This window comes from Paenibacillus senegalensis JC66 (assembly GCF_000285515.1).
In the GTDB taxonomy this organism is placed as follows: Bacteria; Bacillota; Bacilli; order Paenibacillales; family NBRC-103111; genus Paenibacillus_L; species Paenibacillus_L senegalensis.
The window spans coordinates 293,021-319,918 of record NZ_HE610961.1 but is presented as its reverse complement, the minus strand read 5'-3'; the positions used below and the strand labels follow the sequence as shown (position 1 = coordinate 319,918).

The 26,898-nt window shown below is 42.5% G+C and carries 24 protein-coding genes, 2 pseudogenes and 1 riboswitch; of the genes and pseudogenes, 25 read left to right on the top strand and 1 reads right to left on the bottom strand.

The window, feature by feature from the left end; genetic code table 11:
* The 24 genes and pseudogenes from PSHG_RS31260 to PSHG_RS28405 all read left to right on the top strand — a co-directional run.
* Positions 1 to 284 (top strand): annotated as a pseudogene (locus PSHG_RS31260) (MBOAT family O-acyltransferase); the annotation flags it as partial.
* A gap of 25 nt (positions 285 to 309) precedes the next feature.
* On the top strand, positions 310 to 1,467 hold the full coding sequence (locus PSHG_RS20035; protein WP_010276863.1) for a DHHW family protein: 1,158 nt from the start codon (positions 310 to 312) through the stop codon (positions 1,465 to 1,467).
* Positions 1,468 to 1,487: 20 nt separating this feature from the next.
* Positions 1,488 to 2,231, top strand: a complete 744-nt coding sequence (locus PSHG_RS20030; protein WP_010276860.1) for a sugar phosphate nucleotidyltransferase — start codon at positions 1,488 to 1,490, stop codon at positions 2,229 to 2,231.
* 11 nt (positions 2,232 to 2,242) lie between these two features.
* Entirely contained in the window at positions 2,243 to 2,788 is a 546-nt protein-coding gene (gene rfbC / locus PSHG_RS20025) for a dTDP-4-dehydrorhamnose 3,5-epimerase (protein WP_010276859.1), read from the top strand.
* 76 nt (positions 2,789 to 2,864) lie between these two features.
* On the top strand, positions 2,865 to 3,869 hold the full coding sequence (gene rfbB, locus PSHG_RS20020; protein WP_010276857.1) for a dTDP-glucose 4,6-dehydratase: 1,005 nt from the start codon (positions 2,865 to 2,867) through the stop codon (positions 3,867 to 3,869).
* Positions 3,870 to 3,890: 21 nt separating this feature from the next.
* A complete protein-coding gene (gene rfbD, locus PSHG_RS20015; RefSeq protein ID WP_010276855.1) occupies positions 3,891 to 4,748 on the top strand; it encodes a dTDP-4-dehydrorhamnose reductase in 858 nt (285 codons plus the stop codon).
* Entirely contained in the window at positions 4,745 to 5,692 is a 948-nt protein-coding gene (locus PSHG_RS20010) for a glycosyltransferase family 2 protein (RefSeq protein ID WP_010276851.1), read from the top strand. Before rfbD ends, PSHG_RS20010 begins: the two co-directional genes overlap by 4 nt.
* Before the next feature lie 45 nt (positions 5,693 to 5,737).
* The gene (locus tag PSHG_RS20005) at positions 5,738 to 6,604 is read left to right on the top strand and encodes a glycosyltransferase family 2 protein (protein ID WP_010276848.1); all 867 of its coding nucleotides are present in this window, start codon (positions 5,738 to 5,740) and stop codon (positions 6,602 to 6,604) included.
* A gap of 6 nt (positions 6,605 to 6,610) precedes the next feature.
* Positions 6,611 to 8,013, top strand: a pseudogene (locus PSHG_RS20000) (undecaprenyl-phosphate glucose phosphotransferase).
* A gap of 33 nt (positions 8,014 to 8,046) precedes the next feature.
* Positions 8,047 to 8,952 carry a UTP--glucose-1-phosphate uridylyltransferase GalU gene (gene galU, locus PSHG_RS19995; RefSeq protein ID WP_010276842.1) on the top strand — a complete coding sequence of 302 codons (906 nt, stop codon included), beginning with the start codon at positions 8,047 to 8,049 and terminating at the stop codon, positions 8,950 to 8,952.
* A 276-nt stretch (positions 8,953 to 9,228) separates the two neighbouring features.
* A riboswitch (cyclic di-GMP riboswitch) is annotated at positions 9,229 to 9,312 on the top strand.
* 150 nt (positions 9,313 to 9,462) lie between these two features.
* Positions 9,463 to 9,591 carry a hypothetical protein gene (locus tag PSHG_RS31770; RefSeq protein ID WP_262362384.1) on the top strand — a complete coding sequence of 43 codons (129 nt, stop codon included), beginning with the start codon at positions 9,463 to 9,465 and terminating at the stop codon, positions 9,589 to 9,591.
* A gap of 236 nt (positions 9,592 to 9,827) precedes the next feature.
* Positions 9,828 to 11,666, top strand: coding sequence for a polysaccharide biosynthesis protein (locus PSHG_RS19985; RefSeq protein WP_010276839.1), 1,839 nt, complete (start codon positions 9,828 to 9,830; stop codon positions 11,664 to 11,666).
* Between the two features lie 585 nt (positions 11,667 to 12,251).
* Positions 12,252 to 13,415, top strand: a complete 1,164-nt coding sequence (locus tag PSHG_RS19980; RefSeq protein ID WP_010276837.1) for a DegT/DnrJ/EryC1/StrS family aminotransferase — start codon at positions 12,252 to 12,254, stop codon at positions 13,413 to 13,415.
* A gap of 92 nt (positions 13,416 to 13,507) precedes the next feature.
* Positions 13,508 to 14,101 (top strand): sugar transferase, encoded by a 594-nt coding sequence (locus PSHG_RS19975; RefSeq protein ID WP_042122516.1) that lies wholly within the window; start codon positions 13,508 to 13,510, stop codon positions 14,099 to 14,101.
* Positions 14,098 to 14,715, top strand: coding sequence for an acetyltransferase (locus PSHG_RS19970; protein ID WP_010276831.1), 618 nt, complete (start codon positions 14,098 to 14,100; stop codon positions 14,713 to 14,715). Before PSHG_RS19975 ends, PSHG_RS19970 begins: the two co-directional genes overlap by 4 nt.
* A complete protein-coding gene (locus tag PSHG_RS19965) occupies positions 14,715 to 15,803 on the top strand; it encodes a glycosyltransferase family 4 protein (RefSeq protein ID WP_010276828.1) in 1,089 nt (362 codons plus the stop codon). Before PSHG_RS19970 ends, PSHG_RS19965 begins: the two co-directional genes overlap by 1 nt.
* 862 nt (positions 15,804 to 16,665) lie before the next feature.
* The gene (locus tag PSHG_RS19960) at positions 16,666 to 17,817 is read left to right on the top strand and encodes a glycosyltransferase family 1 protein (RefSeq protein ID WP_010276825.1); all 1,152 of its coding nucleotides are present in this window, start codon (positions 16,666 to 16,668) and stop codon (positions 17,815 to 17,817) included.
* Between the two features lie 672 nt (positions 17,818 to 18,489).
* The gene (locus PSHG_RS30740; protein WP_148497792.1) at positions 18,490 to 19,005 is read left to right on the top strand and encodes a hypothetical protein; all 516 of its coding nucleotides are present in this window, start codon (positions 18,490 to 18,492) and stop codon (positions 19,003 to 19,005) included.
* 19 nt (positions 19,006 to 19,024) lie between these two features.
* On the top strand, positions 19,025 to 19,969 hold the full coding sequence (locus PSHG_RS28410) for a glycosyltransferase family 2 protein (protein WP_010276818.1): 945 nt from the start codon (positions 19,025 to 19,027) through the stop codon (positions 19,967 to 19,969).
* Positions 19,970 to 20,074: 105 nt separating this feature from the next.
* Positions 20,075 to 21,493, top strand: a complete 1,419-nt coding sequence (locus PSHG_RS19940; protein WP_010276815.1) for an MATE family efflux transporter — start codon at positions 20,075 to 20,077, stop codon at positions 21,491 to 21,493.
* A gap of 40 nt (positions 21,494 to 21,533) precedes the next feature.
* A complete protein-coding gene (gene rfbA, locus PSHG_RS19935; protein WP_010276814.1) occupies positions 21,534 to 22,412 on the top strand; it encodes a glucose-1-phosphate thymidylyltransferase RfbA in 879 nt (292 codons plus the stop codon).
* 32 nt (positions 22,413 to 22,444) lie between these two features.
* The gene (locus PSHG_RS19930; protein ID WP_010276811.1) at positions 22,445 to 23,821 is read left to right on the top strand and encodes a UDP-glucose dehydrogenase family protein; all 1,377 of its coding nucleotides are present in this window, start codon (positions 22,445 to 22,447) and stop codon (positions 23,819 to 23,821) included.
* A complete protein-coding gene (locus PSHG_RS19925) occupies positions 23,796 to 24,821 on the top strand; it encodes an SDR family NAD(P)-dependent oxidoreductase (protein WP_010276809.1) in 1,026 nt (341 codons plus the stop codon). Before PSHG_RS19930 ends, PSHG_RS19925 begins: the two co-directional genes overlap by 26 nt.
* 51 nt (positions 24,822 to 24,872) lie before the next feature.
* Positions 24,873 to 25,442, top strand: a complete 570-nt coding sequence (locus PSHG_RS28405; RefSeq protein WP_081505207.1) for a VanZ family protein — start codon at positions 24,873 to 24,875, stop codon at positions 25,440 to 25,442.
* A 102-nt stretch (positions 25,443 to 25,544) separates the two neighbouring features.
* Here PSHG_RS28405 and PSHG_RS28400 read toward each other — a convergent pair whose 3' ends face one another.
* Positions 25,545 to 26,498 carry a carbohydrate kinase family protein gene (locus tag PSHG_RS28400; RefSeq protein WP_010276804.1) on the bottom strand — a complete coding sequence of 318 codons (954 nt, stop codon included), beginning with the start codon at positions 26,496 to 26,498 and terminating at the stop codon, positions 25,545 to 25,547.
* A gap of 217 nt (positions 26,499 to 26,715) precedes the next feature.
* Here PSHG_RS28400 and PSHG_RS31765 point away from each other — a divergent pair, with 217 nt between their 5' ends.
* Positions 26,716 to 26,847: a hypothetical protein gene (locus PSHG_RS31765; RefSeq protein ID WP_262362383.1), complete on the top strand. Its 132-nt coding sequence runs from the start codon at positions 26,716 to 26,718 to the stop codon at positions 26,845 to 26,847.
* Positions 26,848 to 26,898: the final 51 nt, after the last annotated feature.

Genomic DNA, 26,898 nt, shown 5'->3' with positions numbered 1-26,898 from the left:
ATTTAAAAGCAATGTTCGGAATGAACAACAGAGGGATCTGGGATGCCCAAGCCACATATTATACCACTCAATATGGCGTTTTCTTATTGCTTGCTGTGATTGGATCTGTGCCTTTAGTCAAGAAGCTACTTGATTGGTTTGATGTTAAATCAGAACAGTCCAATTCCATGATAAGTGTCGGTAGTGTAGTGATAATGAACAGCTTTTATATTATTATTTTCTTTATATCTATAGCTTACATGGTAACCAATACTTTTAACCCTTTTATTTATTTCAGATTCTAATCTTGATGTAGGGGAAAATCTATTGATGAAAAAAATTAACGATATAATCATGGTGGTTGCGTTCTTAATTATTATTTTTTTGCTTGGTGCTTGGGCTGCACTCAAAGATGATGAAGCAGCTTCAGCATTAGAGAATAGAAGTTTGGCGGAAAAACCGCTCCTGTCAGTCGGTAGTTTGTGGAGTGGAGAATATTTCAAACAGTATGAGAATTATTTTAATGACCAATTTCCTGCCCGGGGGAAATTTGTTGAGACTAATGCATGGGTAGAAAAAAATATAATAAGAAAAAAAGTTTACAACTCCGTTTATCTTGCATCTGATGGGATGATGCTAGTTGCGTATAATGGTAATCGAAAGGCAATAAATAATATTTATCAACCAATTACTAACTTTATAGATGAACAACAAGAGTATGGTGTTGATGTTTTTGTAGGAGTTTTGCCTCACAAAATGCTTGTTTATGCTGATCGATTACCGCATTATTTACGAAGTAATGCCAAGGATTCTTATGAAAATCTAATAAAGGGCTTTTCGGAACAGGTAAAGTTAATAGAAGTATATCCTGTTATTAAAGAACGCGAGGATGAAGAATTGTATTTCTATACAGATCATCATTGGACAGTTAAAGGGGCATTTTTGGGATATCAGGAGATCGTTAGGACGGTGTCAAAAGATTACCCGGAAATTGGAGAATATCTAGAGGAAGATCAGTTCGATTGGATTGAGCATCCTGCTTCTTTCTATGGCTCTTATGCGCGTAGGATGACTAGTGCGTTTGTAAGAAAACGTGATACTATTACAATAGCAGTCCCCAAGTTTTCTGAAAGGGACTACACGATCTGTGATTCTTGTGATCAGGAATTTTATGATCCAGCCCCTTTACAGAATGAGAATATTTACGTTAATCGCTATGTAACCTATTTTTCTGGTGATGTTCCAGAAGGATTCATTCAGAATCCAAATGTAAATAACGAGTTGAGTCTTTTGATTTTAAAGGATTCCTATGCAAATCCTATGATCCAATTTGTAGCCAGACATTTTAAAGAAACAAGAGTGTTGGATTTGCGACATTATTATGAAATGTCAGTAAATGAATATATTAAAGAAAATGGTGTGGACATAGTATTACTGCTTTATAATAATACTGGAATAGTAAATGAAGATTTTTTGAAATTTGATTAGCTATGAAAGAAGTGAAAGCAATGAAAGGTATAATCCTAGCAGGGGGTACGGGCTCGCGTCTGTACCCCCTGACTAAAATAACGAATAAGCATCTTCTTCCAGTTGGAAAATATCCGATGATTTTTCATGTTGTTCATAAGTTCAAACAAGCGGATGTGACGGATATTTTAGTAGTTACAGGTAAAGAACATATGGGCGATGTCGTCAATCTGCTTGGGAGCGGTTCGGAGTTGGGCGTTTCCTTTACCTATAAGGTGCAGGATGAAGCCGGGGGGATAGCTCAAGCGCTAGGTTTGGCTGAACAGTTCGTTGGACAGGATCAAATGCTGGTCGTGCTTGGCGACAACGTATTTGCGGATAATATCCGTCCATTTGCAGAAAATTTCAGGCAGCAGAAAACCGGAGCAAAAATTTTACTCCAACAGGTTCATGATCCCCAGCGATATGGCGTTCCCGAGTTGAATGGAGATAAAATTGTATCTATTGAAGAAAAGCCGCTTGAACCTAAGAGCAGTTATGCAGTAACAGGAATATATATGTATGATTGCAAGGTGTTTGAGATTATTAAAAGCTTAAAGCCTTCCGGTCGTGGCGAACTGGAGATTACAGATGTAAATAATGCCTATATTGCTCGGAATGAGCTAACCTATGATATCCTAAAGGGATGGTGGACAGATGCCGGTACCCATGCTTCCTTGGCCAAAGCTAATGAACTCGCCAAAAGTGTGGAGCTCGGTGAAGAGTTCGGCAAAATTAAGACCTAGAGGTGTGTTCAATGCAAAAGTTCCCTACCAAGCTGGAGGGGGTCTATTTACTTCAGCCCACTGCCCATGAAGACAGCCGCGGCTTCTTTGTGGAAAGTTATAATGCCAAAACAATGGCTGATTTAGGTATTCATCATCAGTTTGTCCAAGATAACCATTCTTTATCCGTGGATGCGGGAGTTCTTCGTGGCCTGCATTTTCAATTAAACCCCAAAGCCCAGACCAAGCTGATTCGTGTGCTGGCCGGAGTTATTTATGATGTTGTGGTGGATATTCGCAGACAGTCCCCTACCTTTGGACAATGGGTAGGAGTCATCCTCAGTTCAACTAATAAACGCCAATTGCTTATCCCTAAAGGTTTTGCTCACGGGTTTTGCACACTAGCTCCCCATACTGAGGTTTTATATAAAGTCGATGAATATTATTCACCAGAGCATGACCGCGGCATAGCTTGGGACGATCCGGCATTGAACATTGATTGGCCGGTTTTTAAGCCGATTTTATCGGAAAAAGATCAAAACCATCCAGTTCTATCCGAAGCGGATAACAACTTTTGACTGTAACACAGATATAATTACAATATAGAATTCGAGCAAAACAAAGCAATAGGTTTTTTTATCTGGGAGGGAAATCATGAAGCTTCTTGTTACAGGCGGAGCGGGTTTTATAGGCAGCAACTTCGTGCATTATATGTTGAAGAAATATCCCGATTATGAAATTGTTGTGCTGGATGCATTGACGTATGCCGGCAATCTTGAGAATCTGAAGGCGGTGGAACAGCATACGGGCTTCAGGTTTATTAAAGGATCCATAACGGATGCGCAGCTGGTGGATGAGATCTTTCAGCAGGGAATAGATGCGGTGCTCAACTTTGCTGCGGAATCCCATGTCGATCGGAGTATTTCCGCCCCGGATATTTTTGTGCAAACCAATGTTTTGGGAACTCAAGTGCTCCTGGAAGCGGCTAAAAAACATAACGTCAGCAAATATGTGCAAATTTCAACGGATGAAGTCTATGGTACGTTAGGCCCTACGGGTTTGTTTACGGAAACGACTCCTCTTACTCCCAATAGTCCTTACTCCGCAAGTAAAGCGGGAGGAGATCTGCTGGTCAGAGCCTACCATGAGACATATGGACTCAACGTGAACATTACGCGCTGCTCGAACAATTATGGCCCGTACCATTTTCCGGAGAAGCTGATTCCTCTAATGATTACAAGAGCTCTGAATGATCAATCTCTGCCTGTTTACGGCGATGGCTTGCAGATTCGCGATTGGCTGCATGTGGAGGATCACTGCAGTGCCATCGATCTGGTACTTCACAATGGTAAAGCCGGAGAAGTGTACAATATAGGCGGGAACAATGAACGGACAAATTTGGAGCTAGTCAGGATGATCTTGAAAGAGCTCCATAAACCGGAGTCCCTTATTGAACATGTTAAGGATCGCCCCGGTCATGACCGGCGTTACGGTATCGATGCCTCCAAAATTACTCGAGAACTAAGCTGGCAGCCGCGGTATACGTTGGAGACGGGATTGAAAAAGACGATCCAGTGGTATTTGGACAATGAAGCATGGTGGCAGCGGATTATTTCCGGTGAATACCGGGATTATTATAGGCAGCAGTATGGCTCATGACGATAGGAAGAAGGTGATAGCTTGAAAGTGCTGATTACGGGTGCGAACGGGCAGTTAGGGAAGGATCTGGTTCAAGTGTTTGGGCAGGATTCTCACCATGAGATTTACGCCTTTGGCCGCGACAAACTGGACATTACCGATGCTGATCAGTGCAGTCACGTGGTGTCCTCTCTTCGTCCGGATGTAGTCATCCACTCCGCTTCTTATACGGCAGTGGATCAAGCTGAATCCGATATTGAAGGAGCTTACCGGGTTAATGCAGACGGTACCAGGAATGTGGTTGTGGCCGCCGAAAGGGCTGGCTCTCGCTTTTGCTATATAAGCACGGACTATGTGTTTGACGGGACGTCTTCTGTGCCTTACCGGGAATATGACAACACCAATCCGCAAAGCGTGTACGGCCAGTCGAAAAGAGCGGGCGAGGTGCTTGTGCAGAGTCTCTCATCCCGTTTTTATATCGTTCGCACCTCCTGGGTTTACGGTATCTACGGTTCGAATTTCGTAAAGACGATGCTCAAGCTCGGAAAAGAAAAAAGCGCCTTGAAGGTTGTTGACGATCAGGTGGGCTCGCCCACTTATACTTTAGATTTAAGCAGATTTCTGTTGGAATTGACAGCTACGGAGAAATATGGGCTCTATCATGCTTCCAATCAAGGTCAATGCTCTTGGTATGAATTTGCCAAGGCGATTTTTGAAGAGAGCGGGTTGGAGGTGGAGGTGAATCCGTGTGCGACCAAAGACTTTCCACGCCCGGCTCCAAGACCGGGCTTCTCCCTTCTCGACTCCCTTGCTATTCGTACCAATGGCTTCACAGAGCTGAGGCCTTGGCGGGAAGCGTTGAAGGACTTCCTTAAACGATTAGAGGACGGCCAATCATGAAAACTGTTAGTGTGCATGTTGTAACTTATAATAGTGCTGAGGATATTGAAGCATGCTTGGATGGGATTCTGAAGCAGACTTACCCGATAAGCCAGATTATAATAGTCGATAACGCATCAAAAGACGATACGATCTCCAGACTGCGTCCTTATCAAGACCAGCTGGAGATCATTGCGAATGCGCAAAACATAGGATTCGCACCCGCCCACAATCAAGCTATTCGGCGCAGTCATTGCGATTATTGTCTTGTACTAAACCCAGATGTATCCCTGCACCCTGATTATGTTGCCGAGCTTATTGATTTTGCTGAGAACAATGAGCGGGCAGGCAGTCTGACAGGAAAACTGGTATTGAAACAGGCACCTGAACAAATTGATACGACGGGATTAACGATTAACAAGGATAGAAGAGCTTTCGATCAGGGGAGAGGACAAGCAGCCCGGGATTGGGTGAAGGCTGAGGAAGTATTTGGTGTTTCCGGCGCGGCAGCCCTTTACCGCAAGACAATGGTAGATGAGATAAGTGTTGAGGGCGAATTTTTTGATGAATCCTTTTTTGCCTACAAGGAGGATGTTGATGTGGCCTGGCGTGCCCGACTCATGGGCTGGGACGCCTATTTCGTGCCCTCAGCTCCAGCTCTGCATGAACGGGGCTGGAAGGAAAGCTCCAGAAGCCAGCAGCCCTTGATGATTCGCCAGTTTTCTTATATCAATCGCATAAAAATGATGATCAAAAACGATTCAGGCCGCTACTTTTGGCTTCATAGTCCGTTTATTCTTTCCTTTGATCTGGCAGGCATTGTGTATATGCTGCTCAAAGAACCTAAAGTATTGTTGGCATGGAAACGTATCTTTAAAGAATGGTCTGAGCTGTGCCGCAAGAGAAAGATCATTCAGCAAAAAAGAAAAAGAAATTATGCGGAAATATACAAATGGTTCCAGTAAGCGAGATTTCCAGTTTCGTGGTATACTGGAAATGGTGAATGCTAAATGGACTTAAGTATCATCATCCTTAATTATAATACGAAGCAGCTGACTTTGGATGCGATCCAATCGGTATATGATTCAGAGCTTTCCTATTCCTATGAGATTATTTTAGTAGATAATGCTTCCACGGATGGTCTGGTAGAAGAGATGCCTGCCATTTATCCGCAAGTGCGCGTAATCGCCAACAAGGAAAATGTCGGTTTCTCCCGTGCCAACAATCAAGGAATCCGTATTTCCGAGGGGCGGTATATACTGCTGCTGAATTCGGATACGGTTCTGGAGAAGGACGCTTTGCAGAAGATGATTTTATTCATGGATCAGCATCCGGAGGTTGGTGCTGGCGGAGGCAAGCTGGTGCTGCCGGATGGCTCGCTTGACAAGGCATGCCGGAGGGGGTTCCCTACGCCTTCAGCCTCTTTCTACTATGCGTTTGGTTTTTCCAAGCTGTTTCCTGACAATCCAAGGTTCAACCAATACCAGTTAGGGTATTTAAGCCCTGACGAAACTTATCCGGTGGATTGCTTGGTAGGCGCCTTTATGATGGTGAGACGGGAAGCCATTGACCAGGTAGGCCTGCTGGATGAGGAGTTTTTCATGTACGGGGAAGATATTGACTGGTGCTATCGGATCAAGCAGGCAGGCTGGGAGATTTATTACTACCCCGAAGTTAAGATAACCCACTATAAAGGCGCCAGCAGCCGTCGCAAGCCCTGGAAGATCGTATACGAGTTCCATCGAGCCATGTATTTGTTTCACCGCAAGCATTATCAGAAAAAGTATTCCGCTCCCATGAATATGTTGGTATACAGTGGAATAAGTGTGAAACTAACGCTTGCTATCGTTTCGAACGGTTTGAAGAGGTTGAGGTGATTTTCGTTGATACGTAAAAATCAGAATATATTGACGCAAATCTATGCCTTGAGCGACTTTGCGGTTCTTCAAGCGGCTTTTTGGTGGCCTGGTGGATCAAGTTTCGGTCGGGGTGGATGGATGTACCCGGCGGTTATCTCTCCATGCAGTCTTATTGGGTGTGGAGCCTGGTTTACGGTGGAATTGCTCTTGTATTGGGCTTTTTCTTCGGCTTCTATTCTCCCAAGAGGAAGAAAAGGTTTGCCTTTGAAGCGTATAAGATTGTTCAAACCCAAGTCGTCAGCCTGCTTATTCTCCTCAGTGTATTGTTCGTGTTTCGACAAGTCGATATTTCCCGCGAATTTCTTGCGGTTTATTTAGCCACTAGCATCACTTTCCTGGGCATTTATCGTTACATAGTCAAAAATGCTCTCAAGCGTCTGCGGGAGAAGGGCTATAATAAACAGTTTGTTCTGATTGTTGGCGCCGGAAGTCTGGGGAAACGCTTCATGTCCAATTTGGACAAACATCCCGAGCTCGGCTTTGAAGTGGTCGGCTTTCTTGACGATTTTCAGGAAATGCATGAAGATCACTGTCCCAAACCAATCTTAGGGAAGACGGGCGAGCTTGAAATGGTTCTGCAGGAGACGGTCGTTGACGAGGTGGTAATTGCACTGCCGCTGGCGGCACACAGCAAATATGGGCAGATCATTTCCATTTGTGAAAAAGCCGGTGTACGTACCATGATCATACCGGATTTCTACGATTACTTGCCGGCTCGTCCGAATTTTGACAATTTCGCTGGCATGCCGCTTATTAGTGTGAGAGATATTCCGCTGGATTCATTGAATAATCGGATCGCCAAGCGTGCATTTGACCTTGTGTTTTCACTTGCCGCTATAATTGTCACTTTGCCGTTAATGGTGTTTATCGCTGCCGGTATTAAGCTCACTTCACCCGGACCGATTATTTTCAAGCAGGAGCGGGTTGGTCTGAATCGCAGAACTTTCCCAATGTATAAATTCCGTACGATGAAGGTGATGAAGGAAGACTTGTCCGATACGCAGTGGACCGTAGAAAATGATCCCCGGCGAACCGCTTTTGGTTCGTTTTTGCGGCGAACAAGCCTGGATGAGCTGCCGCAGTTTTTCAATGTGCTGCTTGGGCATATGAGTGTAGTCGGCCCGCGTCCGGAGCGTCCTTATTTTGTCGAACAGTTCAAGGAAGAAATTCCGAAATATATGATTAAACATCAAATCCGTCCAGGCATTACCGGCTGGGCGCAGAGTAACGGGTTGCGAGGGGATACTTCGATTGAGGACCGAATTCGCCATGATATTTTCTACATTGAGAACTGGACTTTTCTGTTTGATATCAAGATTATATACAAGACGATTTGGAATGGGTTCATTAATAAGAATGCATATTAACAAAGTATTGGCTTAACGCCAAGGAGGATATTTATGAAAATCCGCAAAGCCATAATTCCAGCCGGGGGGCTGGGGACGAGGTTTTTACCGGCGACCAAAGCGATGCCCAAAGAGATGCTTCCAATCGTGGACAAGCCCACCATTCAATATATTGTGGAAGAAGCGGTCGCTTCGGGAATAGAAGACATTATTATCGTATCGGGCAAGAGCAAAAGAGCTATCGAAGATCATTTCGACAGCTCTTTTGAACTGGAGCATACGCTGCTTGAAAAAGGAAAGATGGAGCTTTTGTCGGAAGTCCAGAAATCGTCCGGGATGGCGGACATTCACTACATTCGGCAAAAAGAGCCGCGCGGACTGGGCCATGCCATATGGTGTGCACGCAAGTTTATTGGCGAGGAGCCATTTGCGGTGCTGTTGGGCGACGATATCGTTCAAGCCAAGGTTCCCTGCTTGAAGCAGATGATAGAGATGTTTGATCACCATCAGGCTTCGATTGTAGGCGTGCAGCAAGTTCCTGAAGAAGAGGTACATAGGTATGGCATAGTAGATGCCAGCAGGATAGCTGACCGGTTGTATCGGGCCAAGCATTTGGTTGAGAAACCGGAGCCGGCTGTTGCGCCGTCCAACTTGGCGATTATGGGTCGCTATATTCTTACACCTAAAATCTTTGAGTTTCTGGATAAACAGGAGGTTGGAGTGGGGGGCGAAGTGCAGTTAACGGATGCAATTTCCAAGTTGAATGATGAGGAAACCATCCTGGCGTATGAGTTTGAAGGGCGGCGCTATGATGTGGGCGAAAAGCTCGGGTTCATAAAAACAACCCTGGAGTTTGCACTGGCTAAAGAGGAAATGAAACAAGCCGTTCTTGATTATATGAGAGAGCTTTTGAATGAGCATGAAGCCACTACGAATAGATCTGGAAAAGAAGTGGTCTGAGATCATCCAAAGATAGATTGAAAAGCTATTCTGATCCTATGGGACGGGGTAGCTTTTTATATTTACGATAGTTAGTCTTTTGATGGATTGAGCCCTTTACAAGGGAATGGGTAAATAGGGCTATCGAACCTTTCCAATCCAGAGGAGTTTTCTGTCATAAGCTTCAAAGTTCAGATATTTTTTTGGGAAAATTACAAATTTCGACACGACAACTATTAATTTTTAGGTATAATAATATATAAAGCTGGAAACATCAGCCAGAAATTTGATAAATAATTCTAATATGGGAGCGATGAAATCCATTCTTTATGTGGGCACTTGGAATGGACGGAGCTAGTAGTGCAACCGACCAACTTCTTTTGTTTGTCACTAGGCAAATTAGAGGTGGTTTTTTAATGCCCATTATTGGTAATCTCGTCTGGTTTTCATTTTCTCTGGCATCGACTCAGATGATAGCGGGATTAGGTGTAGGCCGTTCATCCCTGCTCGCTAGTCACGGAGGTTATTAAGATGCCGCTGATTCCTATGAAGAAGTTCTGGACACCGTTAGAGTGGTTAGGTATCCAATTGTATTACGATGAGGACAAGCAGTGGTATATCAAACGTAAAGGTCGTGCGATCCGTAGGATGAAAAAATAATTTAACTTTGGTTGAAGGAGGGAAGGTTAATGAGAATCCCTTCCTCGTCTTGCACTGGATTATCGTGAACGAGGAAGGTTTGAGGAATGGTTCGATGATGCTTCTAGGGAGAGTATGATCCCGATTTGCTGCAGGAGACAACATTCAGAATTTACATCTATAGAGTTATTGTTGCTTCAAATGGTTGCTCCCAGACAATAGTATCTCATTGAATAGCAATTTGGGAGGCGCAAACATTGAGTTACTTGAAAAGGTTGGCTCTATTAATCGGGATTGATTCCGTGATTGTGCTGACATCAGTTTATTTTAGTAATTTTCTTCTTTTGGGCTCCTGGCAAAGCATGTTTACCCCAAGCCTGATGATCAGCTCGCTTACCCTGCTGGTGAGTCACCATTTACTGGCTTATAAATATAAGCTTTACCAGCGCGAATGGCGTTATGCCAGCATTGGAGAACTGATTTCGATTTTCAAATCGATTAGTTTATCGGTTGGCATCACTTTTCTGCTTCAAATGGTACTTTATGGACCGCACTATTACCGGATAATGCTTATTACCTGGATGCTGCACTTGCTGCTGATCGGGGGAAGCCGTTTCTCATGGAGAATGTATCGGGATGGCTACCGCAAGGTGGAGAAGCCTGAGAGCAGCGATAATCGGACGTTGATTATAGGAGCTGGCTCAGCAGGAACGCTGGTTGCCCGTCAGCTCAAGCTGAATCCCGATGTGGCCATGCAGCCGGTAGCCTATATTGATGACGATCCGGCGAAGCGCCATTTGGAAATGTTCGGGCTGCCAGTAGTTGGCGGCAGAGACAAAATCGTGGAAACCGTTAATACATTGAACATAACTAATATCGTAATTGCGATTCCTTCTTTGAAGAGGAAGGAATTGAACGAAATTGTCCGGATTTGTAGTCAAACGAAAGCTAAAGTGAGAATCGTTCCGATGTTCGAGGATCTGATTCGCGGCACGGTCTCCGTCCAAGAAATGCGCGAAGTTCAGATTGAAGATTTGTTAGGCAGAGATCCGGTTGAACTGGACACGCAATCGATCGAACAATACATAACAGGCAGCACAGTGCTGGTCACCGGTGCAGGGGGATCTATCGGATCGGAGATTTGTCGGCAATTGATCGCGTTTGCTCCAGACCGAGTCGTCCTTCTAGGCCATGGGGAGAATAGTATTTATACGATCGAAAGAGAGTTGCTGCAAACTGTCGGCAAGCAGGTGCGAGTGGAGACCGAAATTGCGGATGTACAGAACCGTGATCGGATGATTGACATTATGAAGACCTATAGGCCGAAGGCAGTCTTCCATGCTGCAGCTCACAAACATGTTCCTTTAATGGAGAAGAATCCGGGGGAAGCGATCCGCAACAACATCATTGGAACGCGCAATGCGGCAGAGGCGGCACATCTCGCTGGGGTAGAAATCTTCGTTATGATCTCGACGGATAAGGCCGTCAATCCGACAAGTGTTATGGGGGCTTCCAAGCGGGTAGCCGAGATGCTGATTCAGGATATGGATCGCATTAGCCTGACTCGCTTCGTTGCCGTAAGGTTCGGCAATGTACTTGGCAGCCGCGGAAGTGTTATTCCTCTCTTCCAGGAACAGATCCGTAAAGGAGGACCGGTCACGGTTACTCATCCGGACATGATAAGGTATTTCATGACGATCCCCGAAGCAAGCCGGCTTGTTCTGCAGGCAGCGGCACTTGCCGGAGGCGGTGAAATCTTCGTGCTTGATATGGGAGAGCCAGTTAAGATCGTGCATCTTGCCGAGAATCTGATTCGCTTGTCCGGCTTCGAGGTCGAAGATATTGGTATCCAGTACAGCGGCATCCGTCCCGGGGAAAAGTTGTACGAAGAGCTGCTGCATACCGATGAGATGCACGAGCAGCAGATTTATCCGAAAATCTATGTCGGCAAGGCCGATGTACAGAATCTGGAAGCCATCCGTGAGCTTCTTCGCGATTATGAGCAATGGGAGGACAGGAAAATTCGCGAGCAATTGCTTATGATAACGAACAAAAAACGGCCGCGAATGAACAAGCCTTTGGCAGCAGCTAATTGAAGGCCTGCTCACTCAAAGGCTCGTCGAAAAGAACGAGTGTCTTTGCTAAGTGACGAGATTCATTGGATCTGCACTATAGACCTAGGCAGGAGGGCATCAAAGTTGCCTTAACTTATCCGCAATGCCTGAGAGGAACTGTATGCTTTATACAGTTCCTTCAATAGTTTTTCACAACAGGTAAAGTCTGCTGCACCTTTATCACTGCAGGCACTCGGTCATGCTGTGGGCAAGCGCCTTAGACGTTTATCGTCAAGGGTATGATGTGAGGGAGGGTTGAATGCCCGTTGTGTGATGGGGGCCTGTATCAAAGTAAGACAGAGAGTAGGGCCAGCCCTAGCTACTACTTAGCTAAAACAAGACCAGCCCTAATAGGAGTGGCAAATCTTTTTTGAGGTTGCTGTTAGCGCTGGTCATTTATATGTTGGTGGACAAGCCAACTATTCAATCCATCTTTCTAGACGACACTAGTTTTTGCACTGCAGAGAGAGGGAACTTAGGGAAGAACTGCTGGACTATATGAGCAAGGTTGTTGGGCAAGCGCACTCGGTTAGCCAATAGGGAAACATGAAGGGAGCTTTGCATAAGATGGCGAGCCACGGTCAAGACTACACAATCCAAGCGAAAACCGGAGAGAGAATCTATCTCTCCTCACCACATATGAGTGACGAAGGTTATGAGATGCAATATGTGCAAGAAGCATTTGATACGAACTGGCTTGCTCCATTAGGGAGGAACGTCGATGAGTTTGAGAAAGAGCTTGCTTCCAAGGTAGGTATTCGTGCGGCAGCCGCCTTGAGTTCAGGAACGGCCGCTATCCATTTAGCATTAAGAGCAGCAGGAGTCGGAGCTGGAGATATTGTACTGTGCTCCACACTGACTTTCTCGGCCACAGCGAATCCCATAATCTATCAGAACGCCGAACCGGTGTTTATTGATAGTGATTGGGAGACATGGAACATGAGCCCGGATGCTTTACAGACTGCTTTTGAAAAGTACACGCAGCTGGGGAAGAAGCCGAAAGCTGTTATTGTTGTTCATCTGTATGGCCTGTCTGCGGATATGGATCGAATAATAGAAATTTGCCAGCAGTACGGCGCCATCTTGATCGAAGATGCAGCTGAATCACTGGGTACGCTATATAAAGGTCGGTATACAGGGACTTTGGGCGATTACGGGATTTTCTCCTTCAATGGAAACAAGATAATTACCACTTCTGGCGGAGGAATGCTCGTTTCGAACAATGAGGAAAAGGTAGAAAAAGCGAGATTTTGGGCGGCCCAAAGCCGCGATCCGGCACGTCACTATCAGCATAGCGAGCTGGGCTTTAATTACAAAATAAGCAACGTTGTCGCTGGGATCGGCAGAGGACAACTAAAAGTTCTGGATCAGAGGGTTCAGAAGAAGAGGGAAATCTTCGAGTACTATACCCGGGAACTCGGTCATCTGGATGGCGTAACGATGATGCCTACAAATGAATGGAACGAACCGAACTATTGGTTGAGCTGCTTGACGCTGACTGGATCAATCAGACCATTAGACATTATGAAGGCTTTAGAAGAAGACAATATCGAATCTCGACCTATCTGGAAGCCAATGCATAAGCAGCCATTCTTTGAAAGATACGATTACATAGGAACCGATGTTTCAGAGAATTTATTTGAAAATGGCGTCTGTTTGCCTTCCGATACGAAGATGAGTGAAGGGGATCTGGAACGGGTCGTGAACATAATAAAACAACTATGGGAGTAGATGAGGTGGATTATGGGTTGGGCACGAAAGTAGTGACTAAGAAGCAGGTTAAGAAAAACAACGGAATCTATAGAAATTACATTAAGCGACCAATGGACTTTCTCATATCCTTGTGCGCTATTATCATTTTATCGCCTTTATTGCTATTAGTAGCTTTATTAGTAAGAGTTAAGTTAGGCAGCCCGGTTTTGTTTAAACAAGAAAGGCCGGGTCTCCATGAGAAAATCTTCACGATGTATAAATTCAGGACGATGACGGATCAAAGAGATATGAACGGGAATCTTCTTCCGGACAGCGCCAGATTAACACGGTACGGTAAATTTTTACGCTCAACATCCTTAGATGAATTACCGGAGCTATTTAATATTGTGAAGGGAGATATGTCTCTTGTAGGGCCGAGGCCGTTATTAGTGCAGTATCTGTCGCTTTATAACAAACATCAACGACGTCGTCATGAGGTTAGGCCAGGCCTCTCAGGTTTAGCCCAAGTTAATGGCAGGAATGCAATCACCTGGGAAGACAAGTTTAATCTGGATGTGAAGTATGTTGATCATATGAGTTTTATCAGCGATTGGAAAATTATTTTTCTTACGATAAAAACAGTTTTGGTGCGGGAAGGAATTCATTCTGAGAACGCAGCTACAATGGAACCATTCAGGGGAACGAAAAAGGAAACAATAGTATGAAAAACAAGCTATTGATCATCGGAGCCGGTGGACACGGAAAGGTTATTGCTGATATTGCAATACAGATGGGGGCATGGTCGGATATTGCTTTCCTTGACGACAATGATAGTGTCAAAGCGTACATGGGTATTGAGGTTATCGGTCAATCGAATGATGCTACTTCATATATTAACGATTACGACATATTCGTAGGTATTGGAAATAATCAAACCCGGCAAAAACTCCAGGAGAAACTTGAAGCTCAAGGTGCAAGTATTCCAATTTTAGTCCATCCCAGTGCTGTCATAGGCAACGAAGTTGAAATATCCCAGGGTACGGTTGTGATGGCTGGAGTGGTGATTAATTGCAGCACTCGTATTGGAAGAGGCTGCATCATTAATACTAGCGCTACAGTTGACCACGATAATGTAATTGAAGACTTCGTTCATCTATCACCTGGAACGCATTTAGCAGGTACAGTACAGGTTGGAGTTGGGTCTTGGTTAGGCATTGGTAGTGCCGTAAGCAATAATGTAACGATCGCTAGCGGTTGCATAATCGGGGCAGGCGCTGTTGTGATTAAGGATATACATGAGGCTGGAACCTACGTTGGAGTCCCTGCGAGGAGAATTTGATGAGTAAAGTATTAATTTTAGCTAACAATGACGTTGGATTGTATAAATTTAGAAAAGAATTAATTCAAAAATTAACGAAGGAATATGAAGTATATATATCACTTCCACATGGGGAATTTGTTCCCCAATTAATAGACCTTGGATGCAAATTTATCGATACATCTATTAACAGGAGAGGTACGAATCCGATAACAGATATAAAGCTATTGTTGAGTTACAACAAAATTATGAGAGAAGTAAATCCTAGTGTGGTTTTGACTTATACTATAAAGCCCAACGTTTATGGCGGATTAATTTGTAGAATAGGTGGTATTCCGTATATTGTAAATATCACAGGCCTAGGGTCTGCTGTGGAAAATGGAGGCTTATTACAAAAGATCACTCTACTTCTATATAAGCTCTCTTTGAAGAGAGCAAGCTGTATATTTTTTCAGAATGAGGAGAATAGGAAGTTTCTTAGTACAAAGAGAATTATTAAAGGCGGTAATCAGAAATTAATACCTGGCTCAGGAGTTAACCTTGATGATTATCCTTTATTGGATTATCCATCGGTTAAATCAATTAACTTTTTATTTGTTGGGCGTGTTATGAAAGAAAAAGGTATAGATCAATATTTGGAAGCAGCTGAGTATATAACGTCGAAGTATTCGAATACTGTTTTTCACGTTGTGGGATTTTGCGAAGAAACATATGAAGAAAAACTAATAGAAATGCAAGAAAGTGGCACTATTCGTTACCATGGGATGCAGAAAAGTGTGTTGGATTTTTATAGAATGTCACATTGCATCGTTCACCCGACGTACTACCCTGAAGGAATGTCCAACGTTTTACTTGAAGGTGCTTCTTGTGGAAGGCCTATTATTACAACTGATAGAGCAGGGTGTCGGGAAATAGTAGACGATGGGGTTAATGGTTATGTGGTTGAGCAGGAGAATAGTGGAGATCTAATTGAAAAAATAAAGATGTTCTTAGAACTTAGTTACGAGAAGAAGAAACAGATGGGGTTGGCAGGTCGCAGGAAAGTAGAGAAAGAGTTTAATCGTGATATAGTTGTAAAGGAGTACTTGAACCAGATTAAGAAGGTATGATAACCTTCGATCTGACAAATAATCCAGGAGAAACTTGTAGCTGAAGACGCAAGTATTTTAGTCCGCAAAATGTGTTGTAGGAGATGAGGTCAAGCTTCTGGGGGGAGTGGTGAATTAATGCAGCAGAAGTATATAACACTTCCACACGGGGAATTTGTTACCCAATTAATAGACCTTGGATGTAAATTTATCGATACATCTATTGACAGGAGAGGTACGATCCGATAACAGATATAAAGCTATGTTGAGTTACAACAAAATTATGAGAAGTAAAAATCCTAGTGGTTTTGACATATAATATAAAGCCTAATGTTTATGGCGGACTAATTTGTGGGCTCAGGAGTAAATGATTATCCATCCGGTAGTTCAATTAATTTTTATTTGTTGGGCGTGTTATGAAAGAAGAAGGTATAGATTATAATTTGGAAGCACCTGAGTATATAACGTTGAAGTAATACTGTTTTTCACGTTATGGGATTTTGCGAAGAAACATATGAAGAAAAACTAATAGAAATGTAAGAAAGTGGCACTATTCGTTACCATGGGATGCAGAAAAGTGTGTTGGATTTTATAGAATGTCACATTGAATCGTCCACTCGACGTACTACCCTGAAGGAATGTTTAACGTTTTACTTGAAGGTGGTTCTTATTACAATAGTGCAGGGGATAGAAATGATGTTAATGGTTTCCCAGTAAAGCCGCAAAATGCTTAGGAATTAGTTAAGTCTAGGTAATGAAGGAAGAAAAGAGACCAGGGCATTATGGTAGATAGAGAATAAAGAAAAAATTCAATAGAAAGCTTGTCATAGATTCGCATATATGGAGAAATTATGAAATCACTTAAAGACAAGGATGCTTAACAATGGACATAAAAAGACCTGAACAAGCACATGAGAATAGAACTCCGGTACGTGTTTTACACGTTTTGGGAAGGCTTGATATGGGTGGGGCTGAAACTATGTTAATGAATATTTACCGCCATATTGATCGCACTAAATTACAATTCGATTTCATGATCCACACTACAGATAAATGTGATTATAGTGACGAAATCATAGACCTGGGTGGTAAAATATATAGTATTGATCGATATTCAGGAAAAAATCACTTCTCATACAAAAACAGGTGGAAGGCATTTTTTGAAACTAATCCAGAATATAGAATAATACATGGGCATATGAGAAGCACCGCATCCATTTATTTGGGAATCGCGAAAAATTATGGGTTAAGGACAATTGTTCATAGCCATAGTGTTTCTTCAGGCTACGGTATTGAGTCACTTATAAAAAATCTGTTACAGTATCGAATTAGATACGTTGCGGATTATTTTTTTGCTTGTTCTAAAGCGGCAGGTGTTTGGTTATTTGGTGAAAAAGTTTGCAAGAGCACAAACTTTTTCATAGTTAATAATTCTATAGATGCTAAAAAATTTATATATGACAGAGCAGTTGAACTCAGGAAACGAAGAGAGCTTGATATCGAAGGAAAGTTTGTAATCGGTCATGTTGGCAGATTCCATGGTTCTAAAAATCATGACTTTATAATAGACGTTTTTAAGTCAGTTCAGGAGATTAACCCCAACGTTTCTTTGTTATTAGTAGGGGAAGGGAGTACGAAAGAGAGAATAGAGAATAGGGTTGCAGATTTGAAATTACAGGATAGTGTAGTGTTTACCGGGAAAAGAAGTGACATTCACGAACTATTACAAGCAATGGACTTGTTTGTTTTCCCCTCGCTTTACGAGGGTTTAGGTCTAGGACTTATAGAAGCACAGGCAGTAGGACTGCCCTGTATTGTATCGGATTGTATCCCTGATGAAGCTGTTATTTCTAGCTCAGTAGAAGCTTTATCGCTAGATAATAAGGAACGTTGGATTGAAAGGATAATATACCACATTAAATCCCAAAAAGCATATAAGTATAATGCATACGAAGTGATAAAAAATAGTGGGTTTGATATTAGAGAATCAACGAACTGGTTGGAGGACTTTTATCTTAAGCAAGGGGTTAGGTAAAAAGGAAGAAAGGATCTATTTCATGATTTATCTAATTATGGCGTTTTTGCTAGGGCTTTTATATTATAGTGGTAACTTCCTTATGCCAGTGTCAGATTTTAACATTCCCGTTTTCTATGTAGAAATTTTAGCTTTAGTATTAGCGTTATTTTTTCTTGTAAAAAAACAGAAAATATACATAGATAAAAATGTGTTCTTTTTTTAGTTCTTATTTTAATCCATGCGTTCACCTTGTTTACTACAAAGGACTTTGTTAGAGCACTTGAAGGGATTAAAGTTTTTATGTTTGTGCTAATGATGTATTATTCAGTAACGAGTTATTTGGAAGAATTAAGTAGTGAAAAGATCTTTAAGTTTATGAATGTCTTCAATGTGTCCTTATTCCTCTTAATATTCATAAATATAATAATTATTGTGGTAGATAATAATTTGTTTTCAGCATCTTCAATTTATATGTATAAATCCTATTTTTCTTTGCCATTTGGTAACAGCAATTATGTAGCACAGATAGTTTTGTTTTTTTCAGTTGTTTTTTTTATAGATGTACTAAGTACACGAAGGTTAGCATACGTAGTACTTTTCTCTCTGGCTATAGTATCATTATTAATTCTAAATTCGAGATCTGCAATAGTAGCACTCGTATTTATTATTTGTATACATATAATATCATCTATGAAAAAGTTGAAAATTAATCTAGGTGCTACTCTCATTATTGGAGTTTTGGTTCTAGTAACTATTGTAATAAATAAAAACTCAGTATTCTTAACATTACTTTTTGAGAGGTTTAGTACCGAACAAGTAAATATTCTGGCGAGGTTAACACAGTACAGTCATATATATCATATTATTTATAATAATGGGGTAGTGAGGTTCTTTTTTGGAAACGGGATGGGTACGGAAACAAACATTCTAGATGGTTTGCTTATACATAATATAATTTTGAAATTAATTTATAGTGCAGGAATTATAGGGGCTTTGGTCTATATATTATATTATTTTATTGTTTTAAAAGATTTTAAAAATGTTTCATTTGAAGGATTTCGATTAAAGAAATACTTTTATGGCGTTGCGGCGTTAGGAATTACTTCTTTCATGGAGCCAGTTATGTATACTGCGTTTATTGAATTCTTTTTAGTTGTATATGTGGCTTTTTTAAGTGTAGTAAAAAAACTTTCTAAATTGCAATGATTTATTTTGGAGGAGTTTTATGGTAGGAATAATAATTCTAAATTACATAGCGTACAAGGAGACTATCAAATGCACTAGATCGATTATGGAAACTTATAGCGGTCCTTATAGAATTTATATCATTGATAATGACTCGAAAAATGGATCGTATAATAAATTGACCAAGGAGTTTGCCTCATACAGCAATATTAGAATAATAAAAAACGATAAAAATTCAGGTTATTCTGCAGGCAATAATATTGGTATAAAACAAGCAATTAAAGACGATTGCGAATATATATTGATCTCCAACAGTGATATTATTTTCCACCCAAATAGTATTGAGGAAATGCACAAATTTATAGGTAGCCATGAAAACGTTGGGATCGTTGGACCTAAGATATTAAATAAAGCAGGGGGGGTTGAAATTAAATCTAGAATGTTCTCTAAAACAGGAATTAGAGAAAAGTTATTTGCTCGAACCAAACTACGAGCGTTTAACTATAAAGGAATATATAGGAATTATTATGGGCTTGATAAATCGTTTGATGAACCTATTGAGGTTTATGCATTATCTGGTTGTTGTTTTATGATGAGCAAAAAAATCGCAAAGCTTATAACACCACTTGATGAAAATACTTTTTTATATGAAGAAGAAGTGATTATTGGCATAAGAGCTGAAAAAACAGGCTTTAAAACATACTATGTTCCGGATTCTGTAGTAACGCATTATCATGCCGTAAGTTCGAAGTATATTGGCGCTTTTAGTCTTATACATTTAGTAAACAGCGAAATATATTATTGTAAAAGTTATTTAAAATTAAAGTCCGTCCACATTCTTCCAATTTATTTATTCAGAGTAGCACTATATATATCTAGATGTTTTAAAGATAGTAACTACCGAAGAAATGCTATTGTTTTTTTAAAACAGACACAAAACAGACTTTGGTCAAAAGATGGATTAGGGAAGGTCGGCGGTGGTTGATGTTCATACGTCGATAACGTTAAGTTAATCAAGCGTACTATCTTGTCTTGAAAAAAACTGTTTTATAGAAAAGGGGAAAGAAAATGGAGAGCGTAATGATGGATTATGAACAGCAAGGCACTTAGTTTTGTCAAAAATTTCTCGTATGCAGCAACATCTAATCTAGTTACACTCATTGCTGCCTTTATAGCAGTTCTACTTGTACCGAAGTTAATTGGTGTGGAGGAATATGGGTTTTGGCAGCTCTATATCTTTTACTCTTCATACGTAGGGCTTTTGCACTTTGGGTGGAATGATGGTATTTATCTAAGATATGGTGGACAGAAGTATGAAGAATTAAATAAAAAAGTATTTTTTTCGCAATTTTATATGTTACTTACAACACAACTTGTAATTTTTTCGCTTATCTCTATAGTAACCATAATATTTTTACTAGATGATAACAGAATTTTTATAATACAAATGGTAGCAGTCTGTTTATTAGTTATTAATGTAAGGAATATGCTGCTTTTTATCTTACAGGCAACTAATAGAATTAAAGAATATGCACAAATTACAATGCTAGAGAAATTACCTGCACTATTATTTATGGTTTCTCTCTTATATATGGGGGCTAGAGAGTTTAAGTTATTAATAGTTGCTGACTTAGTAAGCAAGGCAATTTCCTTAGGCTGCGCATTATATTTTTGTAAAGATTTGATTTTCGGTAATAAATTAAAATTTCGTATTGGTTTTCAAGAGATGTTTCTCAATATTAGAGTTGGTATACAATTAATGTTTGCAAATGTTGCAAGCTTACTCATAATAGGAACGGTGAGATTTGGAATAGAACGGTCATGGGAAGTTGCTACATTTGGTAAAGTTTCACTTGCATTAAGTTTATCTAATCTCTTAATGGTGTTTATTAATGCTGTAGGGATTATTATGTTTCCAGTTTTGAGAAGGAGTAATCCTGAAAAACTGCCAACTATATACCTAACAATTAGAGACATTCTAATGGTATTGCTACTAGGGATGCTCATTGTGTACTATCCGCTGAAAATATCATTAGCAACATGGCTGCCGGAGTTTTCGGATGCCTTAATATATTTAGCCTTGCTATTTCCAATTTGTATCTATGAAGGAAAGATAGCATTATTAATTAATACGTATTTAAAGTCACTTCGAAAAGAAAAATTAATGTTGAGAATTAATCTAACTGCTCTAGTCCTAGCCGTTAGTGTTACCTTTTTATCAACAGTGATACTTAAAAGTCTCGACCTTGCAGTGTTTTCAATAATATTGCTTTTAGCATTCAGATGTATTTTTGCTGAAATTTATTTATCGAAACATTTAAGGATCTCGGTAGTTAAAGACATACTGTTAGAGTTGTCTATTACATTAGTTCTTATGATCTCAGCCTGGTTTATTGATTCATGGATCACCTTAGTGGTGTACATTATAGCTTATAGTATCTACTTAATAATTAAAAAAGAAAATATTAAAAGTGCACTCACAAATGTAAAACAGATGTTTGTAGTATAAGGCACACCCTAACTTTAATAAATAGGGGGTAATCACAACTATGAAAGGTATTGTTTTAGCCGGTGGAAATGGGACGCGATTATACCCTCTTACAAAAACCATTTCCAAACAACTTCTTCCAATATACGACAAGCCGATGATTTACTATCCTTTGTCCGTTTTAATGCTTGCTGGTATTAGAGACATATTAATAATATCAACTCCCCAGGATACGCCAAGATTCAAACAACTTTTGGGCAATGGAAATAACATTGGAATTAATCTATCATATTTGGTACAAAAGTCGCCTGACGGTTTAGCTCAGGCTTTTTTAATTGGAGAAGAATTTATTGGCGAGGATAATGTTGCATTAATACTAGGAGATAACATCTTTTATGGACATGGTTTTACTAAATTGTTGGAAAACGTGGCGTCAAGAAAAAGGGGTGCGACAATTTTCGGGTATAATGTGAAAGACCCTGAGAGGTTTGGAGTAGTAGAGTTTAATGACAATGGAAAGGCAATATCAATAGAAGAAAAACCCGATAAACCCAAGTCCACATATGCTGTTACAGGACTTTATTTTTATGATAATGAGGTGGTGGATATCTCTAAAAAGATAAAGCCTTCTGTTCGAGGTGAGTTAGAAATAACAGATGTAAACAAGGCCTATTTGGAATCAGGGAACCTTTATGTTGAGTTATTAGGCCGTGGTTTTGCCTGGCTAGATACCGGTACACATGAGTCTTTGCTTGATGCATCGAAATATATTGAAACAGTTGAAAACCGTCAGAGTCTAAAAGTAGCTTGTTTAGAAGAAATCGCATTTAGAAAAGGCTATATAAACAGAGACCAGTTGTTAGAATTAGCTGAACCACTTAAGAAAAATGAGTATGGGCAATACCTTATTAGATTGGCGAATTATAATCTGTTTCCATAAAATACCACCAAGTTAAAACAAGGAGGAAAACCATGTATAAAATAGCTGTTGCGGGAACAGGCTATGTCGGCTTGGTGGCGGGAGTTTGCTTTGCTGAAGTCGGCCATCAAGTGACTTGTGTAGATATAGATGAGCACAAGGTAAACCTAATGAAGTCCGGGATTTCCCCTATCTATGAGGCTGGCTTGCAAGAGTTGATGCAGAAAAATTATGCGGCGGGCAGGCTCGATTTTACGACTGACTATCAAGCGGCTTACAAGCATGCGGATGCTATCTTTATAGGTGTGGGAACACCGGAGGAGCCTGATGGCTCAGCTAATCTCTCGCATATCGCGACTGTGGCCAGACAGATTGCGGAATCGGTAGAGAAGGATTGTCTCGTAGTGGTGAAATCTACCGTTCCTGTAGGGACGAATGATAAGGTGGAGCAGTTCATTCAAGACTTCCTGATCCATGATGTTAGAGTGGAGGTTGCCTCGAATCCGGAGTTCTTGGCGCAGGGTTCTGCCGTGCATGACACCTTCTATGCGGAGAGGGTTGTCATTGGTACGGAAAGTCAATGGGCTGAGGACATGTTGATGAGGCTGTACGAGCCTTTCCACTTGCCGATGGTCTCAGTTAGTCGCAGATCTGCAGAGATGATTAAGTATGCTGCCAATGATTTCCTCGCTCTGAAAATCTCCTACATGAATGACATCGCCAACCTTTGTGAACTGGTCGGTGCCGATGTGCAGGATGTCGCCAAAGGGATGAGCTACGATGAGCGGATTGGCAGCAAGTTCTTGAATGCGGGAATAGGCTATGGCGGTTCCTGCTTCCCTAAAGATACGAAGGCACTGGAGTATCTGGCCAGACAGCACGGCTACGAGCTAAAGACCGTCAAGGCAGCCATTGAGGTAAACCAGGAGCAGAAGACGAAGCTGTACCACAAGGCGAGAAAACGGCTCATCACTTTTAATGGACTTAAGGTAGCCATACTCGGGTTGACGTTCAAGCCCGGAACGGACGATTTAAGGGAAGCTGCTTCACTCGCTAATGTGCCTTTGCTGTTGGAGCAGGGGGCGGATATTTATGCTTACGATCCCGTTGGCATGGCCAACTTTGCCAAGGTCTACCCGCAAGGCAAGTGCGGTAAAGGCAGTATAACCTATGCCAGCACCGTTCAGGAAGCGCTGGCAGAAGCCAACGTCTGCTTTATCTTTACCGAGTGGGGAGAGATCAAGGCAGTTACTCCACAAGCTTATAAGCAGTGGATGAGGACGCCGCTCGTCTATGACGGCAGAAACCTGTACCGCGTTGCAGAAATGAAAGAAGCGGGCGTCGAGTATCATTCGATTGGCAGGGAACCGGCCAGCCGAGAAGGAGTGAAGGAGGCGGATAACAGTGAAATCCACTCTATTGGCTCCTAATCAAGTCTGCCTGATCACGGGTGCCGCAGGCTTTATCGGGCATGCCTTAGCCAGAAGGCTGCTTGATGAGGGCTGCACCGTCGTCGGTGTAGATAATCTGAATGATTATTATGACGTTAAACTTAAACAAGCCCGCTTGACTCAATTGACCTCTTACGAGAGGTTTGTTTTTATTAAAGGGGATATTTCCGACAAGGCCGCGGTCGATGGACTTTTTGCAGAGTACAAGCCCAAGGTGGTGGTCAATCTAGCCGCGCAAGCGGGAGTGAGATATTCCCTGGAGAACCCCGGTGCCTACATTCAAAGCAATATTGTAGGCTTCTTCAATATCCTGGAAGCCTGCCGCTATCATCCGGTGGATCATCTCATTTATGCCTCTTCCAGTTCGGTTTATGGTGCGAACAAGAAAGTCCCCTTTGAAGAAAGCGACTTCGTCGACCATCCTGTCTCTTTGTATGCTTCAACGAAGAAATCGAATGAATTAATGGCTCATACCTACAGCCACCTATACCAAATTCCGGCTACAGGCCTGCGTTTCTTTACAGTTTATGGGCCTATGGGCCGCCCGGATATGGCTTATTTCGGGTTTACTGACCGTTATTTTGCGGGGAAGCCCATTAGCATTTTTAACAACGGAGATTTTGAAAATGATCTTTACCGCGACTTCACGTATATCGATGATATTGTGGAGGGCATCGTACGGCTGATCGGGACTCCTCCGGAGACTATCGTTCCTCACAGGGTATTTAACATCGGAAACAACCGTCCGGAGAAATTAATGACATTTATTGAAGCGTTGGAAAAAGCTCTTGGTCATGCGCTTGGCAAAGAAGTACGGTTTGAGAAAAAATTTGAACCCATTAAGCCTGGAGACGTTCCGGCGACTTATGCTTCTACCGATTTGCTGCAGGAAGCGGTAGGCTTTAAGCCGCAAACTCCGATAGATGAAGGCTTGCAGAAGTTTGCCGATTGGTATGTCGACTACTATAATAAGAGCTAACGGTTGTTGCATCCTGCATTCAAAGTCTAAAACGGTGTCCCCCGGGATACAATAGACTATACAAGTCTATCAAAATGGAGGACCAGAGCTATCAAACGAAAACTTCTTTATCTTCTACCTCTGCTGCTGTGGGTGGGTTTGGTATTGGTGCTGTCATCCCAGCCGTACGAGGTTCAGAGCATTCAGCCGTATTTGAGAGAGCAGCTGTCGGAAGACAGCTTGAAAGAGCTTCTCCCCGATTGGTCGCTGCACTATCGCACCTCGACGATCGAGGCTAAGGCAGAGCCTTTCCGCTTCATTGAATTTCTGTTTCGCAAAGGCGCGCATCTGTTCATATATGCAATGGTAGCGGCTTTGGCCTATGTGGCGCTGAAGCCATATCGGTTAAGCCTTGTGCCGAAAGCGGTAATCGCTTTGGCCGGGGTGGGCCTCGTTGCCGTCCTGGACGAATGGAATCAGCTTCGCCAGCCTAACCGGACCGGGGCGATGGAGGATGTTATACTGGATCTGACCGGGGGCGCGATCGGCTTGCTGTTCGTGATTCTTTTCTCCTACTGGAGCGCTGCCGGCCAAAGACCTCGCAGGAACAGCAGAAGAAAGAACCGTCCGTACCCCCGCTAATCAGGATATTCGCTTAAAAAATAACCCTCCCCTTCACTGCGGATTTACAGATCCCGGTGGAGGGGAGGGTTATGCATTTGCGTGCCTTTCTGCTTCTACTCTTCACTTCTCCCGCATCGCCTGAAAAAACGCATCGCTCCGCACTTTTTCCTTAAGCTCCGGACAAGTGCTCTCTGGCGACTCGATCGTCCACCCGGCTACTTTGGTGCCGCAAAGCACGGCGACCGGCAGCTTGAAGCCGCGGACCAAGGCGGATACGGTGCCGGAGAAGAAAGCGTCGCCCGCTCCGGTGGAGTCTACCATGCGGACAGGAAATACAGGCTGATGCCCGAAAGAATCTGTCTTCGAATCATAGTAGATGCAGCCTTTCTCCCCGAGCGTGATCACCATGGAGCGCAGCGTACTGGCATCGACGAAGGCTTTCATTTGGGCCAGGATCTCTTCGGAGGAAGCGGATGAGAGGTCGGTGTCCCAAATGCGGGCGGCTTCATGATGGTTGCAGATGAAGCACTCCAGCTGATGCACCAGATGGGGATGGGACAGGATCACATCCAGATTGCCGGGTATGCCGAATACGGGCTTGTTATGCTTGTGCGCCAGAGCGAGAACCTGTTCCGAGATCTCTCCGTTCAGGTCCAGCTCCAGAGCGAGATGGCTGCAGGAAGAGACGATTTCGTCGCCTTTCTCTTCGATGACCTTGGCTAGGTGTCCCACATCCGGCATGTGTGAAATCGACCCGGCCAGCTCGCCTTTCTCGTCCAATATGACAAGCCACATGCCCATCCCGTCTTTGTCAACCTGCCGCAAATGGGTGATCCCGACCTGGTTTGCTTTCAGCCGCTGAACGACCTCATCGCCGATTCCGCTGGCGTCGCAGGTACTGACAAGCGATACGGGAACGCCGAGATGCGCCAGCGTTTCCGCGACATTCCGCCCGACGCCGCCATGGACGAATTGAACCTGACCCAGATTGCGGGACAGGGGATAATAGGATTGCTTGGCAAATCCTTTACAATCGACAAATACGGTGCCGATGACCGCCACATGCGTTTCCATTGTGGAATCTAACCCCTTTTTCATTGTGATCTCAGCATGTCAGCATGCTTAGCATTTCATTTCCTGTAAATCCTCTGATCTTTCAATTAAATAGGATAGCGATCAAAGCGGTTTAAAAAAGTCTATTAGTTATTATACCGAAAGAAAGGTTCATCTTAAATGGCTAAGCGCGTATAATTAAGGAATAGGTCGTTTAAGAAGCGGGGAGGCGCTGGATATGACCGATCATCGGGAGCCTGAAGACAAGGAGAATCCCTTGTCCTTCGGCAGGGGACTCGTTTACGGCTTGATTATAGGAGCCGGGCTGTGGGTAATTATTCTGGCGGCTCTTTGGCTTTGGCTTCGCTAGGGTTCAATGAAATTCAGATCATGATGCGCAAAACGGATAAAGGACAAGCCC